Annotated in this window: 21 protein-coding genes; 17 read left to right on the top strand and 4 right to left on the bottom strand. The window is 73.6% G+C overall.

Going from position 1 to position 22,837, the window contains the following annotated elements; translation table 11 throughout:
* The first annotated feature begins 12 nt into the window (after window positions 1-12).
* From sufC to IN07_RS18940, 5 genes are all read left to right on the top strand, one after another.
* On the top strand, window positions 13-846 hold the full coding sequence (gene sufC / locus IN07_RS18960) for a Fe-S cluster assembly ATPase SufC (RefSeq protein WP_052091494.1): 834 nt from the start codon (window positions 13-15) through the stop codon (window positions 844-846).
* A complete protein-coding gene (locus tag IN07_RS18955) occupies window positions 843-2,168 on the top strand; it encodes a cysteine desulfurase (RefSeq protein ID WP_052091493.1) in 1,326 nt (441 codons plus the stop codon). Before sufC ends, IN07_RS18955 begins: the two co-directional genes overlap by 4 nt.
* Window positions 2,168-2,629, top strand: coding sequence for a Fe-S cluster assembly sulfur transfer protein SufU (gene sufU, locus IN07_RS18950; protein WP_036338665.1), 462 nt, complete (start codon window positions 2,168-2,170; stop codon window positions 2,627-2,629). Before IN07_RS18955 ends, sufU begins: the two co-directional genes overlap by 1 nt.
* A 1-nt stretch (window position 2,630) precedes the next feature.
* Window positions 2,631-3,002 carry a metal-sulfur cluster assembly factor gene (locus IN07_RS18945; RefSeq protein WP_036338662.1) on the top strand — a complete coding sequence of 124 codons (372 nt, stop codon included), beginning with the start codon at window positions 2,631-2,633 and terminating at the stop codon, window positions 3,000-3,002.
* A gap of 74 nt (window positions 3,003-3,076) precedes the next feature.
* Entirely contained in the window at window positions 3,077-3,649 is a 573-nt protein-coding gene (locus IN07_RS18940) for a GNAT family N-acetyltransferase (protein ID WP_052091492.1), read from the top strand.
* A gap of 84 nt (window positions 3,650-3,733) precedes the next feature.
* Here IN07_RS18940 and IN07_RS18935 read toward each other — a convergent pair whose 3' ends face one another.
* Window positions 3,734-5,584 carry an SCO7613 C-terminal domain-containing membrane protein gene (locus IN07_RS18935; RefSeq protein WP_036338659.1) on the bottom strand — a complete coding sequence of 617 codons (1,851 nt, stop codon included), beginning with the start codon at window positions 5,582-5,584 and terminating at the stop codon, window positions 3,734-3,736.
* Between the two features lie 125 nt (window positions 5,585-5,709).
* Between IN07_RS18935 and IN07_RS18930 the strand changes: the two genes are divergently transcribed.
* The 8 genes from IN07_RS18930 to IN07_RS18895 all read left to right on the top strand — a co-directional run bounded on the left by IN07_RS18930 (window position 5,710) and on the right by IN07_RS18895 (window position 12,986).
* Window positions 5,710-7,311, top strand: a complete 1,602-nt coding sequence (locus tag IN07_RS18930) for an ABC-F family ATP-binding cassette domain-containing protein (protein WP_036338656.1) — start codon at window positions 5,710-5,712, stop codon at window positions 7,309-7,311.
* Between the two features lie 188 nt (window positions 7,312-7,499).
* Window positions 7,500-7,730 (top strand): helix-turn-helix domain-containing protein, encoded by a 231-nt coding sequence (locus IN07_RS18925; RefSeq protein ID WP_036338653.1) that lies wholly within the window; start codon window positions 7,500-7,502, stop codon window positions 7,728-7,730.
* On the top strand, window positions 7,727-8,500 hold the full coding sequence (locus IN07_RS18920) for an enoyl-CoA hydratase/isomerase family protein (protein ID WP_036338650.1): 774 nt from the start codon (window positions 7,727-7,729) through the stop codon (window positions 8,498-8,500). Before IN07_RS18925 ends, IN07_RS18920 begins: the two co-directional genes overlap by 4 nt.
* An 85-nt stretch (window positions 8,501-8,585) precedes the next feature.
* The gene (locus IN07_RS18915; RefSeq protein WP_052091491.1) at window positions 8,586-10,472 is read left to right on the top strand and encodes an ABC transporter ATP-binding protein; all 1,887 of its coding nucleotides are present in this window, start codon (window positions 8,586-8,588) and stop codon (window positions 10,470-10,472) included.
* A gap of 125 nt (window positions 10,473-10,597) precedes the next feature.
* Entirely contained in the window at window positions 10,598-10,879 is a 282-nt protein-coding gene (locus tag IN07_RS18910; protein WP_156119280.1) for a hypothetical protein, read from the top strand.
* A gap of 361 nt (window positions 10,880-11,240) precedes the next feature.
* The gene (locus IN07_RS18905) at window positions 11,241-11,708 is read left to right on the top strand and encodes an SgcJ/EcaC family oxidoreductase (RefSeq protein WP_036338644.1); all 468 of its coding nucleotides are present in this window, start codon (window positions 11,241-11,243) and stop codon (window positions 11,706-11,708) included.
* On the top strand, window positions 11,705-12,529 hold the full coding sequence (locus IN07_RS18900) for a sulfurtransferase (RefSeq protein WP_052091490.1): 825 nt from the start codon (window positions 11,705-11,707) through the stop codon (window positions 12,527-12,529). The genes IN07_RS18905 and IN07_RS18900 overlap by 4 nt, the downstream gene beginning before the upstream one ends.
* 85 nt (window positions 12,530-12,614) lie before the next feature.
* Window positions 12,615-12,986, top strand: a complete 372-nt coding sequence (locus IN07_RS18895) for a hypothetical protein (RefSeq protein WP_036339008.1) — start codon at window positions 12,615-12,617, stop codon at window positions 12,984-12,986.
* Window positions 12,987-12,993: 7 nt separating this feature from the next.
* On the opposite strand, the gene IN07_RS18890 is transcribed toward IN07_RS18895, so the two are convergent.
* The 3 genes from IN07_RS18890 to IN07_RS18880 are packed head-to-tail and all read right to left on the bottom strand — an operon-like array spanning window position 12,994 to window position 17,373.
* Window positions 12,994-13,701 carry a sirohydrochlorin chelatase gene (locus tag IN07_RS18890; RefSeq protein ID WP_036338640.1) on the bottom strand — a complete coding sequence of 236 codons (708 nt, stop codon included), beginning with the start codon at window positions 13,699-13,701 and terminating at the stop codon, window positions 12,994-12,996.
* A gap of 49 nt (window positions 13,702-13,750) precedes the next feature.
* Window positions 13,751-14,512: an SDR family oxidoreductase gene (locus IN07_RS18885; RefSeq protein WP_036338637.1), complete on the bottom strand. Its 762-nt coding sequence runs from the start codon at window positions 14,510-14,512 to the stop codon at window positions 13,751-13,753.
* The gene (locus IN07_RS18880; protein ID WP_036338634.1) at window positions 14,512-17,373 is read right to left on the bottom strand and encodes an aconitate hydratase; all 2,862 of its coding nucleotides are present in this window, start codon (window positions 17,371-17,373) and stop codon (window positions 14,512-14,514) included. The genes IN07_RS18885 and IN07_RS18880 overlap by 1 nt, the downstream gene beginning before the upstream one ends.
* Before the next feature lie 270 nt (window positions 17,374-17,643).
* On the opposite strand from IN07_RS18880, the gene IN07_RS18875 reads away from it, so the two are divergent.
* The 4 genes from IN07_RS18875 to IN07_RS18860 all read left to right on the top strand — a co-directional run bounded on the left by IN07_RS18875 (window position 17,644) and on the right by IN07_RS18860 (window position 22,786).
* Complete coding sequence (locus IN07_RS18875; protein WP_081975548.1) at window positions 17,644-18,663, top strand: phosphatase PAP2 family protein; 1,020 nt, start codon at window positions 17,644-17,646, stop codon at window positions 18,661-18,663.
* Between the two features lie 9 nt (window positions 18,664-18,672).
* Window positions 18,673-19,407 carry an SIR2 family NAD-dependent protein deacylase gene (locus IN07_RS18870; protein WP_036338632.1) on the top strand — a complete coding sequence of 245 codons (735 nt, stop codon included), beginning with the start codon at window positions 18,673-18,675 and terminating at the stop codon, window positions 19,405-19,407.
* Window positions 19,408-19,504: 97 nt separating this feature from the next.
* Window positions 19,505-21,043, top strand: coding sequence for an AMP-binding protein (locus IN07_RS18865; RefSeq protein WP_036338630.1), 1,539 nt, complete (start codon window positions 19,505-19,507; stop codon window positions 21,041-21,043).
* A 381-nt stretch (window positions 21,044-21,424) separates the two neighbouring features.
* Window positions 21,425-22,786: a C40 family peptidase gene (locus tag IN07_RS18860; RefSeq protein ID WP_052091489.1), complete on the top strand. Its 1,362-nt coding sequence runs from the start codon at window positions 21,425-21,427 to the stop codon at window positions 22,784-22,786.
* The last annotated feature ends 51 nt before the right edge of the window (window positions 22,787-22,837 follow it).

Below are 22,837 nucleotides of genomic sequence, written 5' to 3'. Positions count from 1 at the left end.
AGCGACACACCCGTGACCAGCCCCACCGCGACCCCCGCCGCCACCGGCCTCTCGGCCGGGAGCGTGCTCGAGATCCGCGACCTGCACGTCACCGTCGGCGACGGGGACGAGACCAAGGAGATCCTCCGCGGCGTCGACCTGACCGTCCGCGCGGGCGAGACCCACGCGATCATGGGCCCCAACGGGTCGGGCAAGTCGACCCTGGCCTACTCGATCGCCGGGCACCCCAAGTACACGATCACCGGCGGCACCGTCACCCTCGACGGCGAGGACGTCCTCGCGATGACCGTCGACGAGCGCGCCCGGGCCGGCCTGTTCCTGGCCATGCAGTACCCGGTCGAGGTCCCCGGCGTCTCGGTGTCGAACTTCCTGCGCACCGCGGCCACCGCGATCACCGGCGAGGCGCCGAAGCTGCGCACCTGGGTGAAGGACGTCCGGACCGAGATGACCGCGCTCGAGATGGACAGCGCCTTCGCCGAGCGCAACGTCAACGAGGGCTTCTCCGGCGGTGAGAAGAAGCGCCACGAGATCCTGCAGATGCGCCTCCTCAAGCCCAAGGTGGCGATCCTCGACGAGACGGACTCCGGCCTGGACGTCGACGCGCTCCGCGTCGTCTCCGAGGGCGTGAACCGGGCCAAGGCCGACAGCCCGGTCGGCGTCCTGCTGATCACGCACTACACGCGGATCCTCAAGTACATCAAGCCCGACTTCGTGCACGTCTTCGTCGCCGGCCGGGTCGTCGACGAGGGTGGCCCGGAGCTCGCGCAGAAGCTCGAGGACGAGGGCTACGCCGCCTACGTCAAGGACTCGAACGAGCAGGCCGCCAGCGAGGCTGCATCCGCATGACCGAGACCGTCTCGCGTCCCGCCGGGGCGCACCAGGTGCCGCTCCCGCTGGACGTCGAGGCGATCCGGGCGGACTTCCCGATCCTGTCCCGCACCGTCCGGGACGGGAAGCGGCTGGTCTACCTCGACTCCGGCGCGACCTCGCAGAAGCCGACCAGCGTCCTGGACGCCGAGCGGTGGTTCTACGAGAACGTCAACGCCGCTCCGCACCGCGGTGCGCACCAGTTGGCCGAGGAGGCCACCGCGGCCTACGAGGCGGCGCGCACCACCATCGGGGCCTTCATCGGGGCGCCGGAGAACGAGGTCGTCTTCACCCGGAACAGCACCGAGGCGATCAACCTGGTCGCCTACGCGCTCTCCAACGCGGCGACGGCCAAGGAGCCGGAGTTCCGCCGGTACGCCGTCGGTCAGGGCGACGAGATCGTCGTGACCGAGATGGAGCACCACGCGAACCTGCTGCCCTGGCAGCAGCTGTGCGAGCGGACGGGGGCGACCCTGCGCTGGCTGGGGCTCACCGACGACGGCCGGCTCGACCTGTCCGACCTGGCCACCGTGGTGAACGAGCGCACCAAGCTCGTCGCGGTGACCCAGCAGTCGAACATCCTGGGCACGATCAACCCGCTGGGCGACGTCGTCGCCCGGGCCCGGGAGGTCGGCGCCCTGGTGCTGGTCGACGGCGCCCAGTCCGTGCCGCACCAGCGGGTCGACGTCACCGAGCTGGGTGCGGACTTCCTGGTGTTCTCCGGTCACAAGATGCTCGGCCCCACCGGGGTCGGCGTGCTGTGGGGCCGCTACGACGTGCTCGACGCGCTGCCGCCCTTCCTCACCGGCGGCTCGATGATCGAGGTCGTCCGGATGGAGGGCAGCACGTTCATGCCCCCGCCGCAGCGTTTCGAGGCCGGCGTGCCGATGACCGCACAGGTCATCGGGCTCGCCGCCGCCGTGGAATACCTGCAGCGACTCGGCATGGACGCGGTGCAGGCCCACGAGGAGGCCCTCACCGAGTACGCGCTGCAGCAGCTGCAGGCCATCCCCGGCGTCACCGTGATCGGCCCGCCGGACACCGTGGCCCGCGGGGGCGCGATCAGCTTCACCGTCGAGGGCATCCACCCGCATGACGTCGGGCAGGTCCTCGACGACCTGGGCATCGCCGTCCGGGTCGGGCACCACTGCGCCTGGCCGGTCGTGCGTCGCTACGGCGTCCCGGCCACCACCCGGGCGACGTTCTACGTGCACACGGGGTACGACGACGTCGACGCACTCGTCGAGGGCGTGCGGGAAGCCCAGCGCTTCTTCGGTGTTGCACCCAGCGAGGTGAAGTGATGCAGCTGCAGTCGATGTACCAGGACATCATCCTGGACCACTACCGCAACCCCCACGGGCGCGGTCTCCGCAACCCGTTCGAGGCCGAGGTGCACCACGTCAACCCGACGTGCGGTGACGAGGTCACCCTGCGGGTGCACCTGGACGGCGAGACCATCGCCGACGTCTCCTACGAGGGCATGGGCTGCTCGATCAGCCAGGCCTCGGTCTCGGCGATGTACGACCTCGTGATCGGCAAGAGCGTGACCGAGGCGATGCGCACCGGCGAGCAGTTCATGACGCTGATGCAGAGCAAGGGCAACGCGACCGTGGCCGAGGAGCTCGAGGACGACCTGGAGGACGCCGTCGCGTTCGCCGGCGTCTCGAAGTACCCGGCACGGGTCAAGTGCGCACTGATGAGCTGGATGGCGCTGAAGGACGCGAGCGCCCGCGCCCTCTCCACGACGAATGAGGCGAACTGAGATGACCGAGCCCACCACCCCCGACGCCGGCCTGTACGGCGGCAAGTCCGCCCTGATCGAGGACCTCGAGGAGGCCATGCGCGACGTCGTCGACCCTGAGCTGGGCGTCAACGTCGTCGACCTCGGTCTCGTCTACGGGCTGGACGTCGACACCGACGCCAACGTCGCGATCATCGACATGACGCTGACGTCGGCGGCCTGCCCGCTGACCGACGTGATCGAGGACCAGGCCCGCCAGGCCCTCACCGGCGGCCCCGGCCCCGGCCTGGTCGGCGACATCCGGATCAACTGGGTCTGGATGCCGCCGTGGGGCCCGGACAAGATCACCGACGACGGCCGCGAGCAGCTGCGGGCCCTCGGCTTCCGGGTCTAGTCCTGCAGCTCCGCACCTTGTTCGACCAGCTGGCTGTGGGGGAGACCCCGCCAGCTGCCGCGACCGTCACGACAGTGCCGGCGCCTGCCCTCCTCGACGGACGGCGGGCGCCGGCACTCGTCGTCGGGGGGACCGGCTGGCACGTCGTGGCCGCCGACGTCGACCCCGGCTGGGTGGCCGCGCAGGTCGCGCGCGAGCCGATCGAGGCACCGCTGGGCGCCCGCTTCCTGTCGGCGCTGGCCGACCAGGTGGGCGCGGAGCCCGGGGTGCTGGACGCGCTGCTGATCGCTCCGCCGGCCCCGGTGCGCCCGAGCCTGGAGCTCGCGGAGGTCGCGCCCGGCGAGCACCCGAGGGTGCGGCGGGCGCTGTGGCACCGCTCCGGCGTGCGGGTGTGGACGACGCCGGACAGCGCCGCCCTGCTGGTCCTCGGCCGTGGTGTCGCCGGCCGGTGGGAGGCCAGTGTGGAGGTCCACCCGTCGGCCCGGGGCCGTGGCCTGGGCACCGCGCTGGCTGCTGCCGCCCCGGCGCTCGTACCCGGCGGCGAGCCGCTGTGGGCGCAGGTCGCCCCGGCCAACACCGCCTCGCTGCGGTCCTTCCTCGCGGCCGCCTGGCGCCCGGTCGGCGCCGAGGTCCTCTTCGGCTCCTGACCCTGGGGCTCATCGTGCTCGGAGTCCGGGGGTCCTTCGCCGGTGGGCCCGGGATGGGCGCTTACAGCCGCTGTAGCGGGGGAGTCAGCGCAGGTCAGCGACGCGGGCGAAGGCTGCGCGGGCTCGGGTCCGTCGCTGCTCGTAGACCGCGCCAGCGGCGAGCATGACGGCGCCGGCCGCGCCGACGGCGAGCAGACCGGTCAGGGGCAGGTGGACGACGAGCCGACCGAGAGCCACTGCGGTCAACGACGCAGCCCCGACCACCAGCGGGGCCTGCACCTGCCAGCGACTGCCCGCGGTCGCGCAGGACGTGGCGGCGAGGACGACCAGCACCAGCCGCAGCAGGTCCGGTTCTGTGGCCGCCAGCCAGACCGACGGGACGAAGGCGACCACCAGCCCCGGGCCCCAGGCCGGCCAGGACGCGCCGCTGGCCAGCCGTCGTCCTGAGTACAGCCACAGCACCGTGGCGGCCGGGAGCGTGTAGGCCTCCGGCACCCCGATCCCGGCGCTGCCGGCGGCCAGCCAGGCGGCCACGACCAGCGCGGCGCACCCACCGGCCCGGACGCGTGCCCGGTCGGTGACCGCGCCCGAGGCGATGAAGCCCGCGCCGACGACGCCCAGGGCGAGGGCCAGGCCGGTGAGGTGTCCGGTGCCGACCAGCTGCGCCAGCCCGGCAGCGGCGACCGCCGCGGCCGTCCAGGTCAACGGCAGCTCCGCCGGCTGCCCGCGCAGGGCGGTCCCGGCGCCGAGGGCCAGGAGGCACAACAGCACCAGCAGCTGACCGGCCGGCGCAGACCCGAGACCGCCGTCGGCCTCGGTCAGCAGCACGGCGGCGGCCAGGCAGCCCACCACGGCCGGCAGCGCCCAGCGGCGGTCGCTGGGCCGCCGGGCGGCGACCACCAGCGCGGGGACGGCGGCGACCGCGACCAGGGCAGCCAGCGCCGACCAGCGCCCCGACCCGAGCAGCTGGACGACGGCCAGCCCGGTGAGCACCGCGGCGGCGGCGAGACCCGACGGGCGGAGCGGGCCGGCGGGTCCCGGGGAGGCCACCGCACCGACCACCGTCGCCAGCGCCAGGCCGAGGTAGCCGCTGGTCATGACCCCGACGGGCCCCGAAGCCTGCAGCAGCCCGGCGACGGCCGCCCCGGCCACCAGCCCGGCCAGGACCGGGACGGCGGCCGGGGGGCCCAGCAGGGGCAGCAGGTCCGCTCGGCGGCGCAACGCGAGCAGGGCGCCGGCCGCCAGCAGCATCAGCGCCGAGGGCACCAGCGCGGCGGCGACCGACTCCGTCGTCCACACGTGCGCGGCGGCCTCGACGACCCCCGTCACCCACCAGGCGGCCGCGGTGACCAGGGTGACCGCCGCGACGGCCCGGCGGACGGCCAGCGTGACGACCAGCCCGGCGACGGCGGTGGCCAGCACGGCGGAGGCGTGCGGGGCCAGCGACAGCCCGGAGCCGGTCAGCGCGCTCAGCACCGCCCCCTGCCCGGCTCCCCAGGCGGCGATCGGCCAGGTGAGCGTCGTCCGCGTGATCAGGCCGAGGACGACGAAGACCGCGGCGAGCAGGGACAGCAGCACCGCGCTCGGGCCGCCGGGGCCGTCCCCGGCCGACCACGCGGCCACGGCGGCGAGCACCACGGCGGCGGAGGCGAGCGCCTCCTCGCTGCTGCGGAGGCCCCGGTGCCCGGCTCGCAGCGACCCCAGGGTCGCGGCGACGGTGAGCAGGGCGACCACGAGGAGGCCCGGGACGGAACCGGCGTCGGTGAGCGTGGCCGCGCCGGCGGCGACCACGGCGACCGCGCCGGCACCCAGGAGCACCTGCTGGGGGGCGACGTCGCCCGTGCCGGTGTCCGTCGGCGCCGTGGCCGGCGGGGCCGTGGTCGGCGGGGGACTGCCCAGCGGCGGTGGGTAGACCACCTCGGGGCTGCCGGGCACCGCTCACCTCCGCTCTCTGGACCGTCGCGTGCGACCACGGCTGGTGTCCTGCGTACCCCAGGTGACGTGCAGGTCACCCGGCAATCCGGTCGGCCGATGGCGGTCGAGCGCCTATCATGGGGTCAGTGATCACGACGACCGGCCTCGAGCTGCGTGCCGGCGCCCGGATCCTCATCAGCGACGCCGATCTGCGGGTCCAGCCCGGTGACCGCATCGGGCTGGTCGGGCGCAACGGTGCTGGCAAGACGACGACCCTGACCACCCTCGCCGGGGAGCGCGTGCCGCACGCCGGCAAGGTCGAGGTGACCGGCGAGCTCGGCTACCTCCCGCAGGACCCGCGCAGCGGCGACCTCGACATCACCGCCAGCGACCGGGTGCTGTCCGGCCGCGGCCTGGACGTGCTGAAGGCGAAGCTGACCAAGGCGCAGGTGGCGATGGCCGAGCCCGCCGACGACGCCGAGATGGACCGCGCCGTCCGGCAGTACGGGCGGCTGGAGGACCAGTTCGCCGCACTCGGCGGGTACGCCGCGGAGAGCGACGCGGCCCGGATCTGCACCAACCTGGGCCTGCCCGACCGGGTGCTCCAGCAGCCGCTGCGCACCCTCTCCGGTGGTCAGCGCCGCCGCGTCGAGCTGGCCCGGATCCTCTTCTCCGACGCCGACACGCTGCTGCTCGACGAGCCCACCAACCACCTGGACGCGGACTCCATCGTCTGGCTCAAGGGCTACCTGGCCAGCCACCGCGCCGGGCTGGTCGTCATCAGCCACGACGTCGAGCTGCTGGCCGCCGTCGTCAACAAGGTGTGGCACCTGGACGCCAACCGCGCCACGGTCGACGTCTACAACCTCGGCTGGAAGCGGTACCTGGACGCCCGGGAGACCGACGAGCGACGCCGCCGGTCCGAGCGCGCCAACGCCGAGAAGAAGATCGACGCACTCTCCGCCCAGGCGGACAAGATGCGGGCCAAGGCCACCAAGGCCAAGGCCGCACAGAGCATGGACAAGCGCGCCCAGCGACTGGCCGCGGGCCTGGAGCAGGTCCGGGTGCAGGACAAGGTCGCGAAGCTGCGCTTCCCGACGCCGGCCCCGTGCGGCAGGACGCCGCTCACCGCCGAGCACCTCAGCAAGAGCTACGGCTCGCTGGAGATCTTCACCGGCGTCGACCTGGCCATCGACAAGGGCACCCGGGTCGTCGTCCTCGGCTTCAACGGCGCGGGCAAGACCACCCTGCTTCGCATGCTGGCCGGCACCGAGCAGCCCGACACCGGCGAGGTCAAGGCCGGGCACGGGCTGCGGGTCGGGTACTACGCGCAGGAGCACGAGACGATCGACATGGACCGCACACTGCTGGAGAACATGCGGTCCTCGGCTCCGGGCAGCACCGACACCGAGCTGCGGAGGATCCTCGGTGCCTTCCTCTTCTCCGGCGACGCAGTCGACCAGCGGACCGGCACGCTGTCCGGTGGTGAGCGCACCCGGCTGGCGATGGCCACGCTGGTGGTCTCCGGCGCCAACGTGCTGCTGCTGGACGAGCCGACCAACAACCTGGACCCGGCCAGCCGCGAGCAGGTGCTCGAGGCGCTGCGCACCTACCAGGGTGCGATCGTGCTGGTGACCCACGACGAGGGCGCGGTGCACGCACTGAACCCCGACAAGGTGATCATCCTGCCCGACGGCACCGAGGACACCTGGAGCGCCGACTTCGCCGATCTGGTCTCGCTCGCGTAACGACGGGGGCCGGTCGCCCCACGGTGACCTGCAGATTCGGCGGTGCGCGGTCTTGTTGCGGTGGCCGACCCTCCCGGCCTGGGTGATCATGGCCAGTGGGACGCCGAGGTCACCGGGACATCGGCGCCGGGGGATCAGCGGGATGTCGTCGGCAGGAGTCGGCAGCACCCCTGACACGGAGGGGAGTCATGGCCGACTCGAGCACTGCGGACCTGAGCAAGGGCAAGAGGATCACCGGGGACGACCGGACGTCGCTGGCCGGCGAGCTCCGTGAGCGGTACGACAGCGGCGAGAGCATCCGCTCGCTGGCGACCTCGACCAACCGTTCCTACGGCTTCGTGCACCGTCTGCTGTCGGAGTCGGGTGCCACCCTCCGCGGTCGGGGTGGGGCGAACCGGAACGCCAAGAAGTCTGCGTGAGTGAGCGGGCCGACGGCTGGGTGAGGACGGCGCGCGAGGGCGCCGTCCTCACCGTGACCCTCGACCGGGCCGACCAGCTCAACGCGCAGACCCCGGCCACCTGGGCGGCGCTGCGCGCGGTCGGGGAGTCACTGGACGACGGTGTGCGCGTGGTCGTCGTCCGTGGCGTGGGCCGGGCGTTCTCCGCCGGCCTGGACCGCACGCTCTTCAGCGCCGACCCCGGCGTGCCCGGCGGGCTGGCCGAGCTGGGCTCTCTCCCGACCGAGGCGGCCCAGGAGCGCATCCGGGGCTACCAGGCGGCGTTCCGCTGGCTGCGCTCGCCCGGCGTCGTCTCGGTGGCGGCGGTGCAGGGGCACGCCATCGGTGCGGGCGCCCAGCTGGCGCTCGCCTGCGACCTCCGGGTCTTCACCGAGGACGCACAACTGCGGCTGCCCGAGGCCGGCCTCGGGCTGGTGCCCGACCTCACCGGCACCAGCACGCTGGTCGAGCTGGTCGGCTACAGCCGCGCCGTGGAGATCTGCCTGACCGGCCGGGCGGTGGGCGCGGCCGAGGCCGTGACCACCGGGCTGGCGAACCTCGCCGTCCCGACCGCCGAGCTCGACGGGGCGGTGGCCGACCTGGTCGCCGCGCTGCTGGGGCCGGACACCGACGCCGCCCGGGAGACGCTGGCGCTGGTGCGCTCGGCCGTCCGCAACGGCCCCGACGAGCAGGACGCCGCCGAGCGGGCGGCCCAGGTGCGGCGGCTGCGGAGACTGGCCGGGCGGGACTGACCGGACGGAACAGGACGGCCGCCCCGGCTGTTCGGCTCGGTGATCAACCGGATCCAGCAACAGGGGGCGTGTCGTGGACTCACCGATGACGTCCATGGCGGCGATGCGGTCGTTCAGCACCGACCGCTCGGTGACCTCGCGCGGCGTCCCCAAGGGGACGGTGCGCCGGATCCTGGGAATCGCCGGTCCCTACCGGCGCGAGCTCATCGGCTTCCTGGCGCTGGTCGTGTTCTCCGCGGTGATCGGGGTCGTCACCCCGTTGCTGGCCGGCGACATCGTCAACCGGATCGCCAACCTGACCGGCACGGCCGGCGACATCGTCCGGATCGCGCTGTTCATCGCCGGGCTGGCCGTGCTCGACGCTGCCAGCTCGCTCGTGCAGCGCTGGTACTCCGCCCGGATCGGCGAGGGCGTCATCTACGACCTGCGCACCCGGGTGTTCGAGCACGTCCAGCGGATGCCGGTCGCCTTCTTCACCCGCACCCAGACCGGTGCCCTGGTCAGCCGGCTGAACAACGACGTCATCGGCGCGCAGCGGGCCTTCACCTCCACGCTGTCCGGCGTCGTCTCCAACGTGATCGCCCTGGTGCTGACCGCCGGGGTCATGTTGAGCCTCTCCTGGCGGATCACCCTGCTGTCGATCGTGATGGTGCCGCTGTTCGTGGTGCCGGCCCAGCGGATCGGCAAGAAGCTGCAGACGATCACCCGGGAGTCCTACGGGCTCAACGCGTCGATGAACGCCACGATGACCGAGCGGTTCAACGTCGCCGGGGCGCTGCTGGTCAAGCTCTTCGGCCGGCCCGAGGTCGAGGCGGACTCCTTCCGCGGCCGGGCGTCGCGGGTGCGCGACATCGGCGTGCTCTCGGCGATGTACGGCCGCACCTTCTTCACCGCGCTCACCCTGGTCGCCGCGCTGGCCACCGCCCTGGTCTACGGGCTCGGTGGCTGGCTGGCGTTCACCGGGTCGCTGTCGGCCGGTGACGTCGTCGCCCTGGCCCTGCTGCTGGCCCGGCTCTACGGTCCGCTGACGGCGCTGGCCAACGTGCGGGTCGACGTGATGAGCGCGCTGGTGAGCTTCGACCGGGTGTTCGAGGTGCTCGACCTGGCGCCGATGATCGCCGAGGCCCCGGACGCGGTGCCGATCCCCGCCGAGGACCGGTCGCTGGAGTTCGAGTCGGTCTCCTTCCGCTACCCGTCCGCCGCCGAGGTGTCGCTGGCGTCGCTGGAGGACGTCGCCGTCCCCGAGCACGGGCTGCCGGCCGAGGTGCTGCACGACGTCTCCTTCCGCGCGGAGCCGGGCCAACTGGTCGCCCTGGTCGGCACCTCGGGCGCTGGGAAGTCGACGATCGCCGCCCTGGTGTCCCGCCTCTACGACGTGACCGAGGGGGCGGTGCGGGTCGGCGGGGTCGACGTCCGGCAGGCCACCGCCGCCTCGCTGCGTGACGCGATCGGCGTGGTCAGCCAGGACGCCCACCTGTTCCACGACACCATCGGGGCGAACCTCCGGTACGCCAAGCCCGATGCCACCGAGGACGAGCTGTGGTCGGCGCTCACCGGGGCACGGATCGCCGCGCTGGTGCACTCCCTGCCCGACGGGCTGGACACCGTGGTCGGCGACCGTGGTCACCGGATGTCCGGTGGGGAGAAGCAGCGGCTGGCGATCGCCCGGGTGCTGCTGAAGGCGCCCGGCATCGTGATCCTGGACGAGGCGACCGCGCACCTGGACAGCGAGTCCGAGGTGGCGGTGCAGCACGCGCTGGACGCGGCGCTGGCCGGGCGCACCTCACTGGTGATCGCGCACCGGCTCTCCACCATCCGCGGCGCCCACCAGATCCTGGTGGTCGACGACGGCCGGATCGTCGAACGCGGCACGCACGACGAGCTGCTCGTCGCCGGCGGCCACTACGCGGACCTCTACCGCACCCAGTTCGCCGCAGGGGGCGCACTGGACACTCAACCCGCTGCCGTGTAGCCGGGCGGCGCCCTGCTGGCGTGAAACGGTCTTCTCGAACGCGATGAGCGCCGTATCTCCGGTCGCGTATGGGACTCTCAGTGCAACGGCGGATGTCGTCGCACTTCCACGAACTGAGGTCTCCCATGACTGCTCAGCAGTCGCACTCGATCGCTTCCGGCAAGCCCTACCTGGTGACGGGGCTCCTCGCCGGGAGCGCCGCGTCGCTGGACCAGTTCCTCGGGGACACGGAGTTCACCATCGACGGCGTCGACGGCCCGGTGCTGGTCTGCGGCCACGGGGTGACGCTGGGCGAGATAGTCCGGTTCCACGAGAAATCAGCAGCCGGCGGCGGCAAGGACGTTCGGGTCTGGCACGTCTGCCAGAAGGACGACTTCTTCATCGCAGAGTCCATCGGGGCGTACTGACGCCAGGCCGCGCACCCGTCCTCGGGTGGGTAGGCAGGGGACCAGCGGAGCGGCGCCCGGGCTCCTCGATCGTCGTCCGACGGCTCGAACGTGCCCGGCCTGCTCCTGGTCGACCCGCTGCGGCCGCCGGGTGGCCGGCACGCGCTGACGGTGCCCAGGCTGGTCTGGCTGGGCGTCGCCACGATCACCGGGATGGCCGTCAACTGCCCTCGTCGCCGGTGTTGCTGGGGTGGACCTCCGGCTACCCGACGCGGGTGAACCACTAGATCCCCGCCGACCCCGGGGGCGGGGTCGGCGGGCGCCCGGGTCGGCGCACTAACGTCACTCCTGACCCAGTCGTACCACCCGCAGGAGCACCCCCGTGAGCGCAGGTCATCCGCAGGACACCCAGATCCGGGCGCTGTACGCGCGGTACCTGGCGGGGTGGAACCAGCGCAGCGGCGTGACGGTGTCCTCGGTCTTCGCCGACGACGGCGAGCTCATCGACCTCGACGGCACCCTGCGCAGCGGCCGGCTCAGCATCGCCGCCGACATGCGCCGGATGTTCACCGAGCACGCCACACCCACCTTCGTCGGCGTGGTGCGCTCGGTGCGCAGGCTGACCGACGGCGTGGTCGTGCTGCACGCGGTGGCCGGGATGGTGCCGCCCGGGGGCGACGCCGTCGACCCGTCCCGGCACACCGTCCACGCGCTCACCGCCGTCGAGGACGGGGGGCGCTGGAAGGTCGCCCTGCTGCAGAGCACCCCGGCCCGCTACGGCGGCCGGGCCGGCGCCCTGAACGCGCTGACCGAAGAACTGGAGGCGGCGCGGCACGAGGCAGCACGGTGACCGTGTTGATCGCGGCCGAGGAGCTGCTCGACCGCACCGGGGACGTCGTCCTGCTCGACGTCCGCTGGGCGCTCGGGAGGTCGGACGGCCGGGACCAGTACCTGGCCGGCCACCTGCCGGGCGCCGTCTACGTCGACCTGCCCACCGAGCTCGCCGCCGACGCGTCACCCGAGGCGGGGCGGCACCCGCTGCCCTCGGTACAGACACTGCAATCAGCGGCCCGCAGGTGGGGGATCTCCACTGGCTCGCGGGTCGTCGTCCACGACGCGACGGGCGGCCTGGCGGCGGCCCGGGCCTGGTGGCTGCTCCGCTGGGGCGGCCTCACCGACGTCAGGATCCTCGACGGCGGGCTGGCGGCCTGGACCGCGGCCGGTGGCGAGCTGGAGGCTGGTGACGTCGTCCCCGACCCCGGCGACGTGGTGCTGACCGGCGGCGGGATGCCCGTGCTCACCGCGGACGAGGCGGCTGCGCTGCCCGCGACGGGCGGGGTGCTGCTGGACGCCCGGGCCGGTGAGCGCTACCGCGGCGAGGTCGAACCGGTCGACCCGCGGGCCGGCCACGTGCCCGGTGCGGTCAGCGCACCGACCACGGAGAACCTGGTCACCGGCGGTCGCTTCGCTACAGCGGCTGCACTGACCGAGCGGTTCGCCGCGCTGGGCGTCCGACCGGGGACGACGGTGGGCGTCTACTGCGGCTCCGGCGTCACCGCCGCACACGAGGTGGCTGCGCTCGCCGAGGCCGGCATCGAGGCGGCCCTGTGGCCCGGTTCGTGGTCGCAGTGGTCCGCCGACCTCGACCGCCCGGTCGCCACCGGCCCCTGAGGGGCCAAGATCGCGATTGTGGCCGTGCGGGGGTGGACAGCGTCGTGGGGGATCGTCCCGGGTCGGTAGCGTGCGCCGGGTGATCATGGTCGCCGCGGTCGTGGGTGTCGTGTTGCTGGGCTGCCTGGCCGTCTTCCAGGTGTCGCTGATCGCCGGTGCGCCACTGGGCCGGTTCGCGTGGGGCGGGCAGCACGTCGTCCTGCCGACGGCGCTGCGGATCGGCAGCGCGGTGTCGCTCGTGCTCTACGGGCTCTTCGCCGCGCTCATCCTGCAGGTGGCCGGTGCGCTGGACGTCCTCCCGCGCGGCGTGGCCGACGTGGCCATCTGGGTGCTCACCGCGTACTTCGCCGTCGGGGTGTTGATGAACGCCGTCTCGCGCAGCGTCCCGGAGCGCCTGGTGATGACGCCGGTCGCGCTGGCGCTGGCCGTCGTCTGCCTGGTGCTCGCCCTGCAGTGACGCCGGATCAGGCCGGGGTGAGGGCCGCGTCGTAGCGGTCGAGCAGGACGGCGGCGATCCGCTCGTCGGGCAGCAATGGCGCAGTGACGCAATCCGCGCCGGCGCCCTGGAGCTTGTCGTGGAAGTGCCCGGGCGCGAGCAGGTAGGCGGCGACGACGACCCGCTGGGCGCCGGCCGCGCGCGCGGCAGCGACCGCGTCGGGCACGGGGGGCTGGGCGGCCGATCCGTAGCCGGTGGTGACGGGGCCGGCCCAGTCGCGCTGGAGCAGCGCCGCGGTGTCCTCGACGTCCTTCACCGACCGCGGGTCGCTGGACCCGGCGGCGGCCAGGACGATCGCGGTGGCCGGGTCGGCGCGGTCGGCGCCCGCAGCGACCAGCCGGTCGGTGAGCACGCCCACCAGCCGGGCGTCGGGGCCCAGCGGCCGGGCCGCCACTGCGGACGGGTGGTCGGCGACGGCACCGGCGATGTCGACGTGCACGTGGTAGCCGCCGGACAGCAGCAGCGGGACGACGACGGCCGGGGTGGCCGACTCGCCCAGCCCGCGGACGACGTCGACGACGGTGGGCGGCTGCACGTCGACGAAGGCGGCGGTGGTGGTGAGCCCGGGCCGCAGCGCGCGGGCGGCGAGCGCGAGCTGACCGATCAACCGCCGGCCCGTGGGGTTCCGGGTGCCGTGGGCGCAGGCGACCAGCACGGGCTGCGAGTGGTCGTTCATGGCTGCCTCCTGGGCATCGAGCCCGCCGTCAGCGACCAGTGGGAGAGCGTCACAGAGCGCGGGTGACGCCGCCGTCGACGGCGAGCATGGTGCCGGTGACGTAGGAGGCGGCGGGGGAGAGGGCGAAGGCGGCGACCGCGCCGAACTCCTCCGGGCGGCCGACCCGGCGGAGCGGGATGGACGCCTCGGTGCGGGCGCGCGCGGCCGACGGGTCGCCGGAGGCCGCCTCGATCTCGGTGACCCGGTCGGTGGCGATCGTGCCGGGCAGCAGCCCGAAGACCCGGATGCCGCGGGGCCCGAGCTCGTCGGCGAGCGCCTTGGTGGTCATCGCCAGCCCGGGCCGCAGGCCGTTGGAGATGGCCAGGTGCCCGATCGGCTGGCGCACCGAGGTGGAGAGCACCAGCCCGATCGCGGCGTCGGGGGACAGGTGCGGCAGGAGCGCCCGGATCAGCCGGAGCGGCCCGAGCAGCACGCTCTCGACCCCGGCCCGCCAGGCGTCCTCCGGGACCTCGAGCACACTGCCCGGTGTCGGCCCGCCGACGGAGATCAGTGCGCCGTCGACCCGGCCCAGCCGGTCGACCGCCGCGCCCACCAGCTCCTCGGCGGCCGCGGGGTCGGCCAGGTCGGCGGCCAGCCCGGACGCCGCCGGTGCCCCGCCGAGCGAGGCGACGGCGGCGTCGACCGACTCAGGGGACCGGGAGCTGATCAGCACCCGGGCCCCGTCGTCGACGAGGGCCCGGGCGGTCGCGAACCCCAGCCCCCGGCTCGCGCCGGTGAGCAGGAGCCCGCGGCCGCCCAGGCCCAGGTCCATCAGGCGGAGACGGTGCCGCGGAGCGAGCGCAGCACGTACTGCATGATCCCGCCGTTGCGGTAGTAGTTCGCCTCGCCGGGGGTGTCGATCCGGACGCGGGCGTCGAACTCCACGTCGCCCGCCTTGACCTTCACCGTGCGGGGGATCGTGCCGTCGTTCAGCGCGGTGACCCCGGTGATGGTGAACTCCTCGTCCCCGGTCAGGCCGAGCGACTCGGCCGACTCGCCCTCGGGGAACTGCAGCGGCAGCACGCCCATGCCGATCAGGTTCGACCGGTGGATGCGCTCGTAGCTCTGCGCGATGACCGCCTTGACGCCGAGCAGCGCCGTCCCCTTGGCCGCCCAGTCACGGGAGGACCCGGAGCCGTACTCCTTGCCGGCCAGCACCACCAGCGGCACGCCGGCCCCGGCGTAGGCCCGCGAGGCGTCGTAGATCGACGTGGTCTCGCCGGTCAGGTGGTTCTTGGTGACGCCACCCTCGGTGCCGGGCACCAGCAGGTTGCGCAGCCGGATGTTGGCGAAGGTGCCGCGGATCATCACCTCGTGGTTCCCGCGCCGGGAGCCGTAGGAGTTGAAGTCGCGACGCTCGATGCCGTGCTCCTGCAGGTACTTCCCGGCGGGGCTGTCGGCCTTGATGGAGCCGGCCGGCGAGATGTGGTCGGTGGTCACCGAGTCACCCAGCACCGCCAGGGTGCGCGCCCCGGAGATGTCCTCGACGGGGTCCGGCTCGGCCGGCATCCCGTCGAAGTACGGGGGCTTGCGGACGTAGGTGCTCTCCGCATCCCACTCGAAGGTGTCGCCCTCCGGCGTGGGCAGCGCCTGCCACTGCTCGGTGCCGGCGAACACGTCCTCGTAGCTGCGGCCGAACTGCTCCGCGGAGACGGCGTGGTCGATGACCCGCTGGACCTCCTGCGGCGAGGGCCAGATGTCGCGCAGGTACACGTCGTTGCCGTCGGTGTCCTTGCCCAGCGAGTCGTTGTTCAGGTCGACGTCCATCGACCCGGCCAGCGCGTAGGCGATGACCAGCGGGGGGCTGGCCAGGTAGTTCATCTTGACGTCGGGGTTGATCCGGCCCTCGAAGTTCCGGTTGCCCGACAGGACCGAGACGACGGCGAGGTCGGCCTCGTTGACGGCGGCCGAGACGGGCTCGGGGAGCGGGCCGGAGTTGCCGATGCAGGTGGTGCAGCCGTAGCCGACCAGGTAGAAGCCGAGCTTCTCCAGGTAGGGGGTGAGCTCGGCCTTCTCGTAGTAGTCCATGACCACCTTGGACCCCGGCGCCAGCGTCGTCTTCACCCAGGGCTTGCTGGTGAGGCCCCGCTCGACGGCGTTCTTCGCCAGCAGTGCGGCGCCGATCATCACCTGGGGGTTGGACGTGTTGGTGCAGGAGGTGATGGCGGCGATCACCACGTGCCCGTGGTCGACGTAGGTCTCGGTGCCGTCCTCCATCACGACCTTGGTCGGCTTGTTCGGCCGGTCGGGGAGGACGTGGTCGGCCACGAACGGGTGCGGCTTGCCGGCCTCGCCGTTGCCGTGCCCGAACGGGCTCACCGGGTCCGAGGCCGGGAAGGACTCCGCGGACGCCTCGTCGGCGGCGGACTCGACGCCGTACGGCTGCTCGTTGGACGGGACGCCGGGCTTCCGGTCCTCTCCGCCGACCTCGCCGTCGGAGACGTAGGCCGGCAGCGCCTCGCGCCAGGCCTCCTTGGCGTCGGTGATCGCGACCCGGTCCTGCGGGCGCTTCGGGCCGGCGATGGAGGGGACGACGCTGGCCAGGTCCAGCTCGAGGTACTCGGAGAAGACCGGCTCGCGGGACGCGTCGTGCCAGAGGCCCTGCTCCTTGGCGTAGGTCTCGACCAGCTTGACCTGCTCGGCGCTGCGGCCGGTCAGCTCCAGGTAGGTGATGGTCTCCTCGTCGATCGGGAACATCGCCGCGGTGGAGCCGAACTCCGGGCTCATGTTGCCGATGGTGGCGCGGTTGGCCAGCGGGACCGCGGAGACGCCGGCGCCGTAGAACTCGACGAACTTCCCGACCACGCCGTGCTCGCGCAGCATCTCGGTGATCGTGAGGACCAGGTCGGTGGCGGTCGCGCCGTCGGGCAGCTGGCCGGACAGCTTGAAGCCGACGACCCGGGGGATGAGCATCGACACGGGCTGGCCGAGCATCGCGGCCTCGGCCTCGATGCCGCCGACGCCCCAGCCCAGCACGCCCAGGCCGTTGACCATGGTGGTGTGGCTGTCGGTGCCCACGCAGGTGTCGGGGTAGGCCAGGGTGCGGTCGCCCTCCTGCCGCGGGAAGACCACGCGGGCCAGGTGCTCGATGTTGACCTGGTGCACGATGCCGGTGCCCGGGGGGACGACCTTGAAGTCGTCGAAGGCGCCCTGGCCCCAGCGCAGGAACTGGTAGCGCTCGCCGTTGCGCTGGTACTCGATCTCGACGTTGCGCTCGAAGGACTCCGGCGTGCCGAAGACGTCGGCGATGACCGAGTGGTCGATGACCAGCTCGGCCGGGGCCAGCGGGTTGATCTTCTGCGGGTCGCCGCCGAGGTCGGCCATCGCCTCGCGCATGGTGGCCAGGTCGACGATGCAGGGGACGCCGGTGAAGTCCTGCATCACCACGCGGGCCGGGGTGAACTGGATCTCCTGGTCCGGCTCCGCGGACGGGTCCCAGTTCGCCAGAGCGCGGATGTGGTCGGCGGTGATGTCCGCGCCGTCCTCGGTGCGGAGGAGGTTCTCCAGCAGGACCTTCAAGCTGAAGGGCAGCTTGTCGGCGCCCTCCACCGCGTCGAGCCGGAAGATGTCGTACTCGGTGCCGTCGACGTCGAGCGTCGTACGGGCTCCGAAGCTGTTCTTGCTGGCTGCCACTGCTTGCGCCTCACCCTCGCTGGTCCTGCGCGCGTCCTGCGCCTCGATGTGCCACCCCCGATCATCCCAGCCCCCGGCCGGGTCTGTGGAGCAAGGCCACCCTTTCCTCACCCTCGGTGAGCAGTCTCATGACGGACGGCGGTCGGCGCGGGGTGCGGCGGCGACCTCACGTGTCCGGCCCGTCACCGCAGCCCCGAGGGACCCGCACCCGCGGTGCGCCGTGCACCGGCGGCCCCCACGCGTGCGCTGGGTCACCTAGCGTGCCGCGCCATGACCCCCGCGGACACCACTGGGACGACGACGTCCGCAGTCGAGCTGCCGGTCCCGGCCGACCGGTACCGCGGCGCTCGCCTGCTGGGGACCGGTGGGCTGCTGGCCACCTTCCTCGCCACCTGCCTCGTCACCGGCCTGCCGACCGACCGCCTGGTGCTGCTGGGCTGGGTGCTGGCGGTGCTGGCGGTGCAGTCCCTGGGCCGGGGGTGGCCGGTGCTCCTGCGGCTGCTCGCCGACTGGCTGCCGCTGGCCGGGGTCCTGCTGCTCTACGACCTCAGCCGCGGGTTCGCCGACGGACTGGGCGTGCCGGTCGCCGTCGGTGAGCTCGCAGCCGCCGACCGCTGGCTCGCCGGTGGCGTGCTGCCCACCGTCTGGCTGCAGGAGCACTGGGGCGGCGAGGCGTGGGCGGTGTTCGCGTCGCTGGTCTACAGCAGCCACTTCGTGGTGACGCCGGTGGTCCTCGGCATCCTCTGGCTGCGCGACCGGAGCCGCTGGACGGCGTACGCCCGGCTGGTGGTGGGGCTGTCGGCGGCCGGGCTGGTCACCTACGTGCTGTACCCGGCGGCCCCGCCGTGGCTGGCCGCCAAAGACGGCGTCATCGAGCACGTGGACCGGCTGAGCAACTCCGGCTGGGCCGTGCTGGGGCTGCAGAAGGCCGGTGCCGTGCTGTCGGCCGGGCAGGGGCAGGTGAACCAGGTGGCGGCGGTGCCCTCGCTGCACACCGCCTTCGCCGTCCTGACCGTGCTGGTGCTGCTGCCGGTCGCGCAGCGGGTCTGGCAACGGGTGGCGCTGGTCGGCTACGCGGTGGCGATGCCGGTCGTGCTGGTGTGGTCCGGCGAGCACTACGTGGTCGACACGCTGCTCGGGGCGGTCTACGCCGGGGCGGTGTGGCTGCTCGTGCCGCGGCTGGTCGCGGCGGCGTCCCGCGCGGTCCGGCGCCCGGCGCTGCCGCCCGAGGCCGCCGCGTCACCGCGGTCGGAGCTCGGCGCGCCGCTGCCGGAGGCGGTGGCTGCCTAGCCTGGGGAGGTGACCCCTCCCGCCTGGCTCACCGAGGCGCGCCGGATCTGCGTGCTCACCGGGGCCGGCATCTCCACCGACAGCGGCATCCCCGACTACCGCGGCCCCAACGGCGTCTGGACCCGCGACCCGGACGCGGAGAAGCTGGTGACCCTCTCGTACTACGTGGCCGACCCGGAGATCCGCCGCCGGGCCTGGCTGATGCGCCGGGACACCGCCCCCGACGCGCGACCCAACGCCGGCCACGCCGCGCTGGTCGAGCTGGAGCGGCAGGGCCGGCTGCGGGCGCTGCTCACCCAGAACGTCGACGGGCTGCACACCGACGCGGGCAGCAGCGGAGTGCTGGAACTCCACGGCACCGTCCGCGAGGTCGAGTGCCTGGCCTGCGGTGCGCGCACGCCGATGACGGCGGCGCTGGCCCGGGTGGACGCCGGCGAGCCCGACCCCGCCTGCGCCGACTGCGGCGGCGTCCTCAAGTCGGCGACGATCAGCTTCGGCCAGGCGCTGGACGCCGACGTGCTCGACGCCGCCGCGCAGGCCGCCGCCGACTGCGACGTCTTCCTGGCCGTCGGCACCTCCCTGGGCGTGCACCCGGCGGCCGGGCTGGTGGAGGTGGCCGCCGCCTCCGGTGCCCGGGTGCTCATCGTCAACGCCGAGCCGACCCCCTACGACGGGCTCGCCGACCTGGTCGTGCGGGAGCCGATCGGCGAGGCGCTGCCCCGGTTGCTGGCCGCCGCGGACTGAGCGGCTCGTGGTCGCGCGCCGTGGCCGTTAGCGTGACGGCGACCACGTTCGGACAGCGGCCGGCACCGCAGCCGGCCTCGGCCCCGGGGAGCCCGGCATGCGCGTGCCCTTGACCACCCGTGACTTCCTCGACCGGGCGGAGCTGGTCTACGGCGACCGGCTCGGCGTCGTCGACGAGCCGACCCAGCCGGCTCCCTCGCTGGGGGAGCTGACCTACCGCGACGTGGCCCGACGGGCAAGGGCGGTCGCCGCCGGGCTGGACGCGCTGGGCATCGCCGAGGGGGAGCGGGTGGCGGTGGTCAGCCACAACTCGGCCCGGCTGCTGGAGCTGCTCTACGCCGTCCCCTCGTTCGGCCGGGTCCTCGTGCCGGTCAACTTCCGGCTGGCGCCCGCGGACTTCGCCTACATCGTCGAGCACTGCGGCGCCCGCGTGCTGCTGGCCGACCCGGAGGTGGAGTCGCAGCTGTCCGGCATCGACGTCCCGCACCGCTTCCTGCTGGGCGAGGAGTACGAGTCCGGGCTGCTCCGGCACGACGCGGAGCCGCGGCCGTGGTCCGCGCCGGACGAGGACGCCACCGCCACGATCAACTACACCAGCGGGACGACGGCGCGGCCCAAGGGCGTGCAGATGACCCACCGCAACCTCTGGGTCAACGCCACCACGTTCGGCCTGCACATGCAGGTCAGCGACCGCGACGTCTACCTGCACACGCTGCCGATGTTCCACTGCAACGGCTGGGGGCTGCCCTACACGGCGGCCGGGGTGGGGGCCACGCAGGTCGCGCTGCGCAAGGTCGACGGTGCCGAGATCCTCCGCCGGGTCGAGCGGCACGGCGTCACGCTGATGGCCGGGGCGCCCGCCGTCTGGAACGCCGTGCTCGACGCGGCCGCCGACTGGGACGGCGAGGTGCCCGGGCGGGACCGGGTGCGGATCATCGTCGCCGGGGCGCCGCCGCCCTCGCGCACGATCGCCCGGGTGGAGGAGGAGCTGGGCTGGGAGTTCAACCAGATCTACGGGCTCACCGAGACCGCGCCGCTGCTGACCATCAACCGGCCCCGGGCCGAGTACGACGAGATGGACGTGCAGACCCGGGCGAGGGCGCTCTCCCGGGCGGGGGTGCCGGCGCTGGGCACCCGGATCAGCACGAGCGAGTCCGGTGAGGTGCTGGCGCAGGGCAACACCGTGCTGGCCGGCTACTGGGAGAACCCGGACGCCTCCGCCGACGCCCTGGACGGCGGCTGGTTCCACACCGGGGACGGCGGCACCGTCGACGACGCCGGCTTCCTCACCATCTCCGACCGGAAGAAGGACGTGATCATCTCCGGTGGGGAGAACGTCTCCTCCATCGAGGTGGAGGACGCCGTCTTCAGCCATCCCGCCGTCGCCGAGGTCGCGGTGATCGGCGTGCCCGACGAGCGGTGGGGGGAGATGGTCACCGCGCTCGTCGTCCTGGCTGAGGGCGCCACCGCCTCCGAGGCGGACATCATCGCGCACTGCCGGACGACGCTGGCCGGCTACAAGGCCCCCAAGCGGGTGGAGTTCCGCGACGGCATCCCGCGCACCGCCACCGGCAAGATCCAGAAGTTCAAGCTGCGCGAGTCCTTCTGGGCCGACTCCGAGCGCCAGGTCAACTAGGACCGCCGGCGTCCGACGCGCTCCGCCCCGGGATCAGGTGACCTGGTCGTCGGGGCACCTCCCCGGTGGCAGACCGCGCGGTAGGTACCCGCACGACCAGGTCACCTGATCATGGGCGGCGTGCGGCCCGTCGCCGGCGCGTCGGTGCTCACCGTGCGTGCTGATCGACCTCACCCCGACGGGGGAGGTCCCTCCGACGGCGCTCAGCCGTTCACCCGATCCGGTCGATGACCCCGCGAGAGCACACCCCGAGGGGTGTGCCGGGACTGGTCGAGACCGGCGTCGCCGAACACCCTGGCGCCGGGCAACGGAGGAGTCGGGTTCGTGCACGCACAGGTCGATACGCAGGTCAGCACAGGACGACGAGCAGGTGCCCGCTGGGTGCAGCGTGCGCTCGCCGCCGGCACCGTCGTCGCCGCGTGTCTGGTGGTCGTCCCCGGGACGGCCGCGGCGGCACCGAGCGACAGCGAGATCTCCGCCGCGCAGCGGGACCGCGAAGAGGCCGCCGCCCGGGTCGGGGCGATCACCGGTCAGCTCGCCGGCGCGCAGGCCGCGGTCGACGAGGCACGCATCGGGTCGCAGATCGCGCTGCAGGACTACGAGGAGCGCCAGGGCGCCTACGACGAGGCGCGCGCCGCAGCCGATGCGGCGCAGGCCGCTGCCGGCCAGGCCGCCGCCGACGTCGCGGTGGGCAAGGGCGAGGTCGCCGCCTTCGCCCGGGACAGCTACAAGCAGGGCAGCACGAACCCCGGTGCGCGGGCGCTGATGACCGCCGGTGGACCGGCAGAGCTCATCGAGCGCGCTGCGCTGCTCGGCGCCGTGGGGGAGCACCGGGTCGGCGTCGTCACCGAGCTCACCGTGCTGCAGGAGCAGGCGACCGTCGCCGAGCAGGCCGCCCAGCAGGCGGTCGGCGCGGCCGAGACGCTGAAGACCGAGGCCGCCGAGCTGCTGGCCGCCGCGCAGGAGCAGGAGGTCGCCGCCCGCGACCAGGCCGCCGCCCTGGCCACCCAGCAGGTCGAGCTGGAGCAGGAGCTCGTGCAGGCGCAGCAGACGCTGTTCGGCCTGGAGGGGGCGCGGCAGGCGGCCGAGGAACGCGCGGCCGCCCAGCGGGCCGCGGCCCCGGCCCCCTCGCCGTCCCCGTCCGCTCCGTCGTCGGCTCCGTCGTCGTCCTCGGGGGGCGGCAGCTCGGCGCCCGCTCCGGCACCGGCACCGGCGCCCGCGCCGGCTCCGGCACCCGCGCCCGCTCCCGCACCCGCGCCGGTCCCGGTGGCACCCAGGCCCGCCCCGGCGCCGGCCCCGGTGCAGAACAACGCCGGTGCCCCGTCCGGGTCGGCCGTGCAGACCGCCATCGCGGCGGCCAAGACCCAGCAGGGGCTGCCCTACTCCTGGGGTGGTGGCGGCAGCAACGGGCCCAGCTACGGCATCCCGCCGGACACGGGCATCTGGGGCTTCGACTGCTCCGGCCTGACCCAGTACGCCTACGCCCAGGCCGGCATCGCCATCGGTGGCACCAGCCGGGCGCAGTGGGCCCGCTTCAGCGACCGGACGGTGGGCCGCGACGACCTGCAGGCCGGCGACCTGGTGTTCTGGGGGAGCGGCAGCAACTACAACTCGATCTACCACGTGGCCCTGTACCTGGGCGGCAACAAGGTCATCCAGGCTCCGCAGAGCGGGGACGTGGTGCGGATCAGCACCATGTGGTTCGGCAGCGACTACTTCGGTGCGGTGCGCCCCACCGCCTGAGGTCGGCCCCGGCACACGCGTTCAGGCGTCGGGCAGCCACGGGGGGAGCTG

The sequence above is a fragment of the Modestobacter caceresii genome, from assembly GCF_000761485.1.
Lineage (GTDB): Bacteria > Actinomycetota > Actinomycetes > Mycobacteriales > Geodermatophilaceae > Modestobacter > Modestobacter caceresii.
Note: the sequence above shows the minus strand (reverse complement) of the source record. Positions and strands in the feature narration are given on the sequence as shown.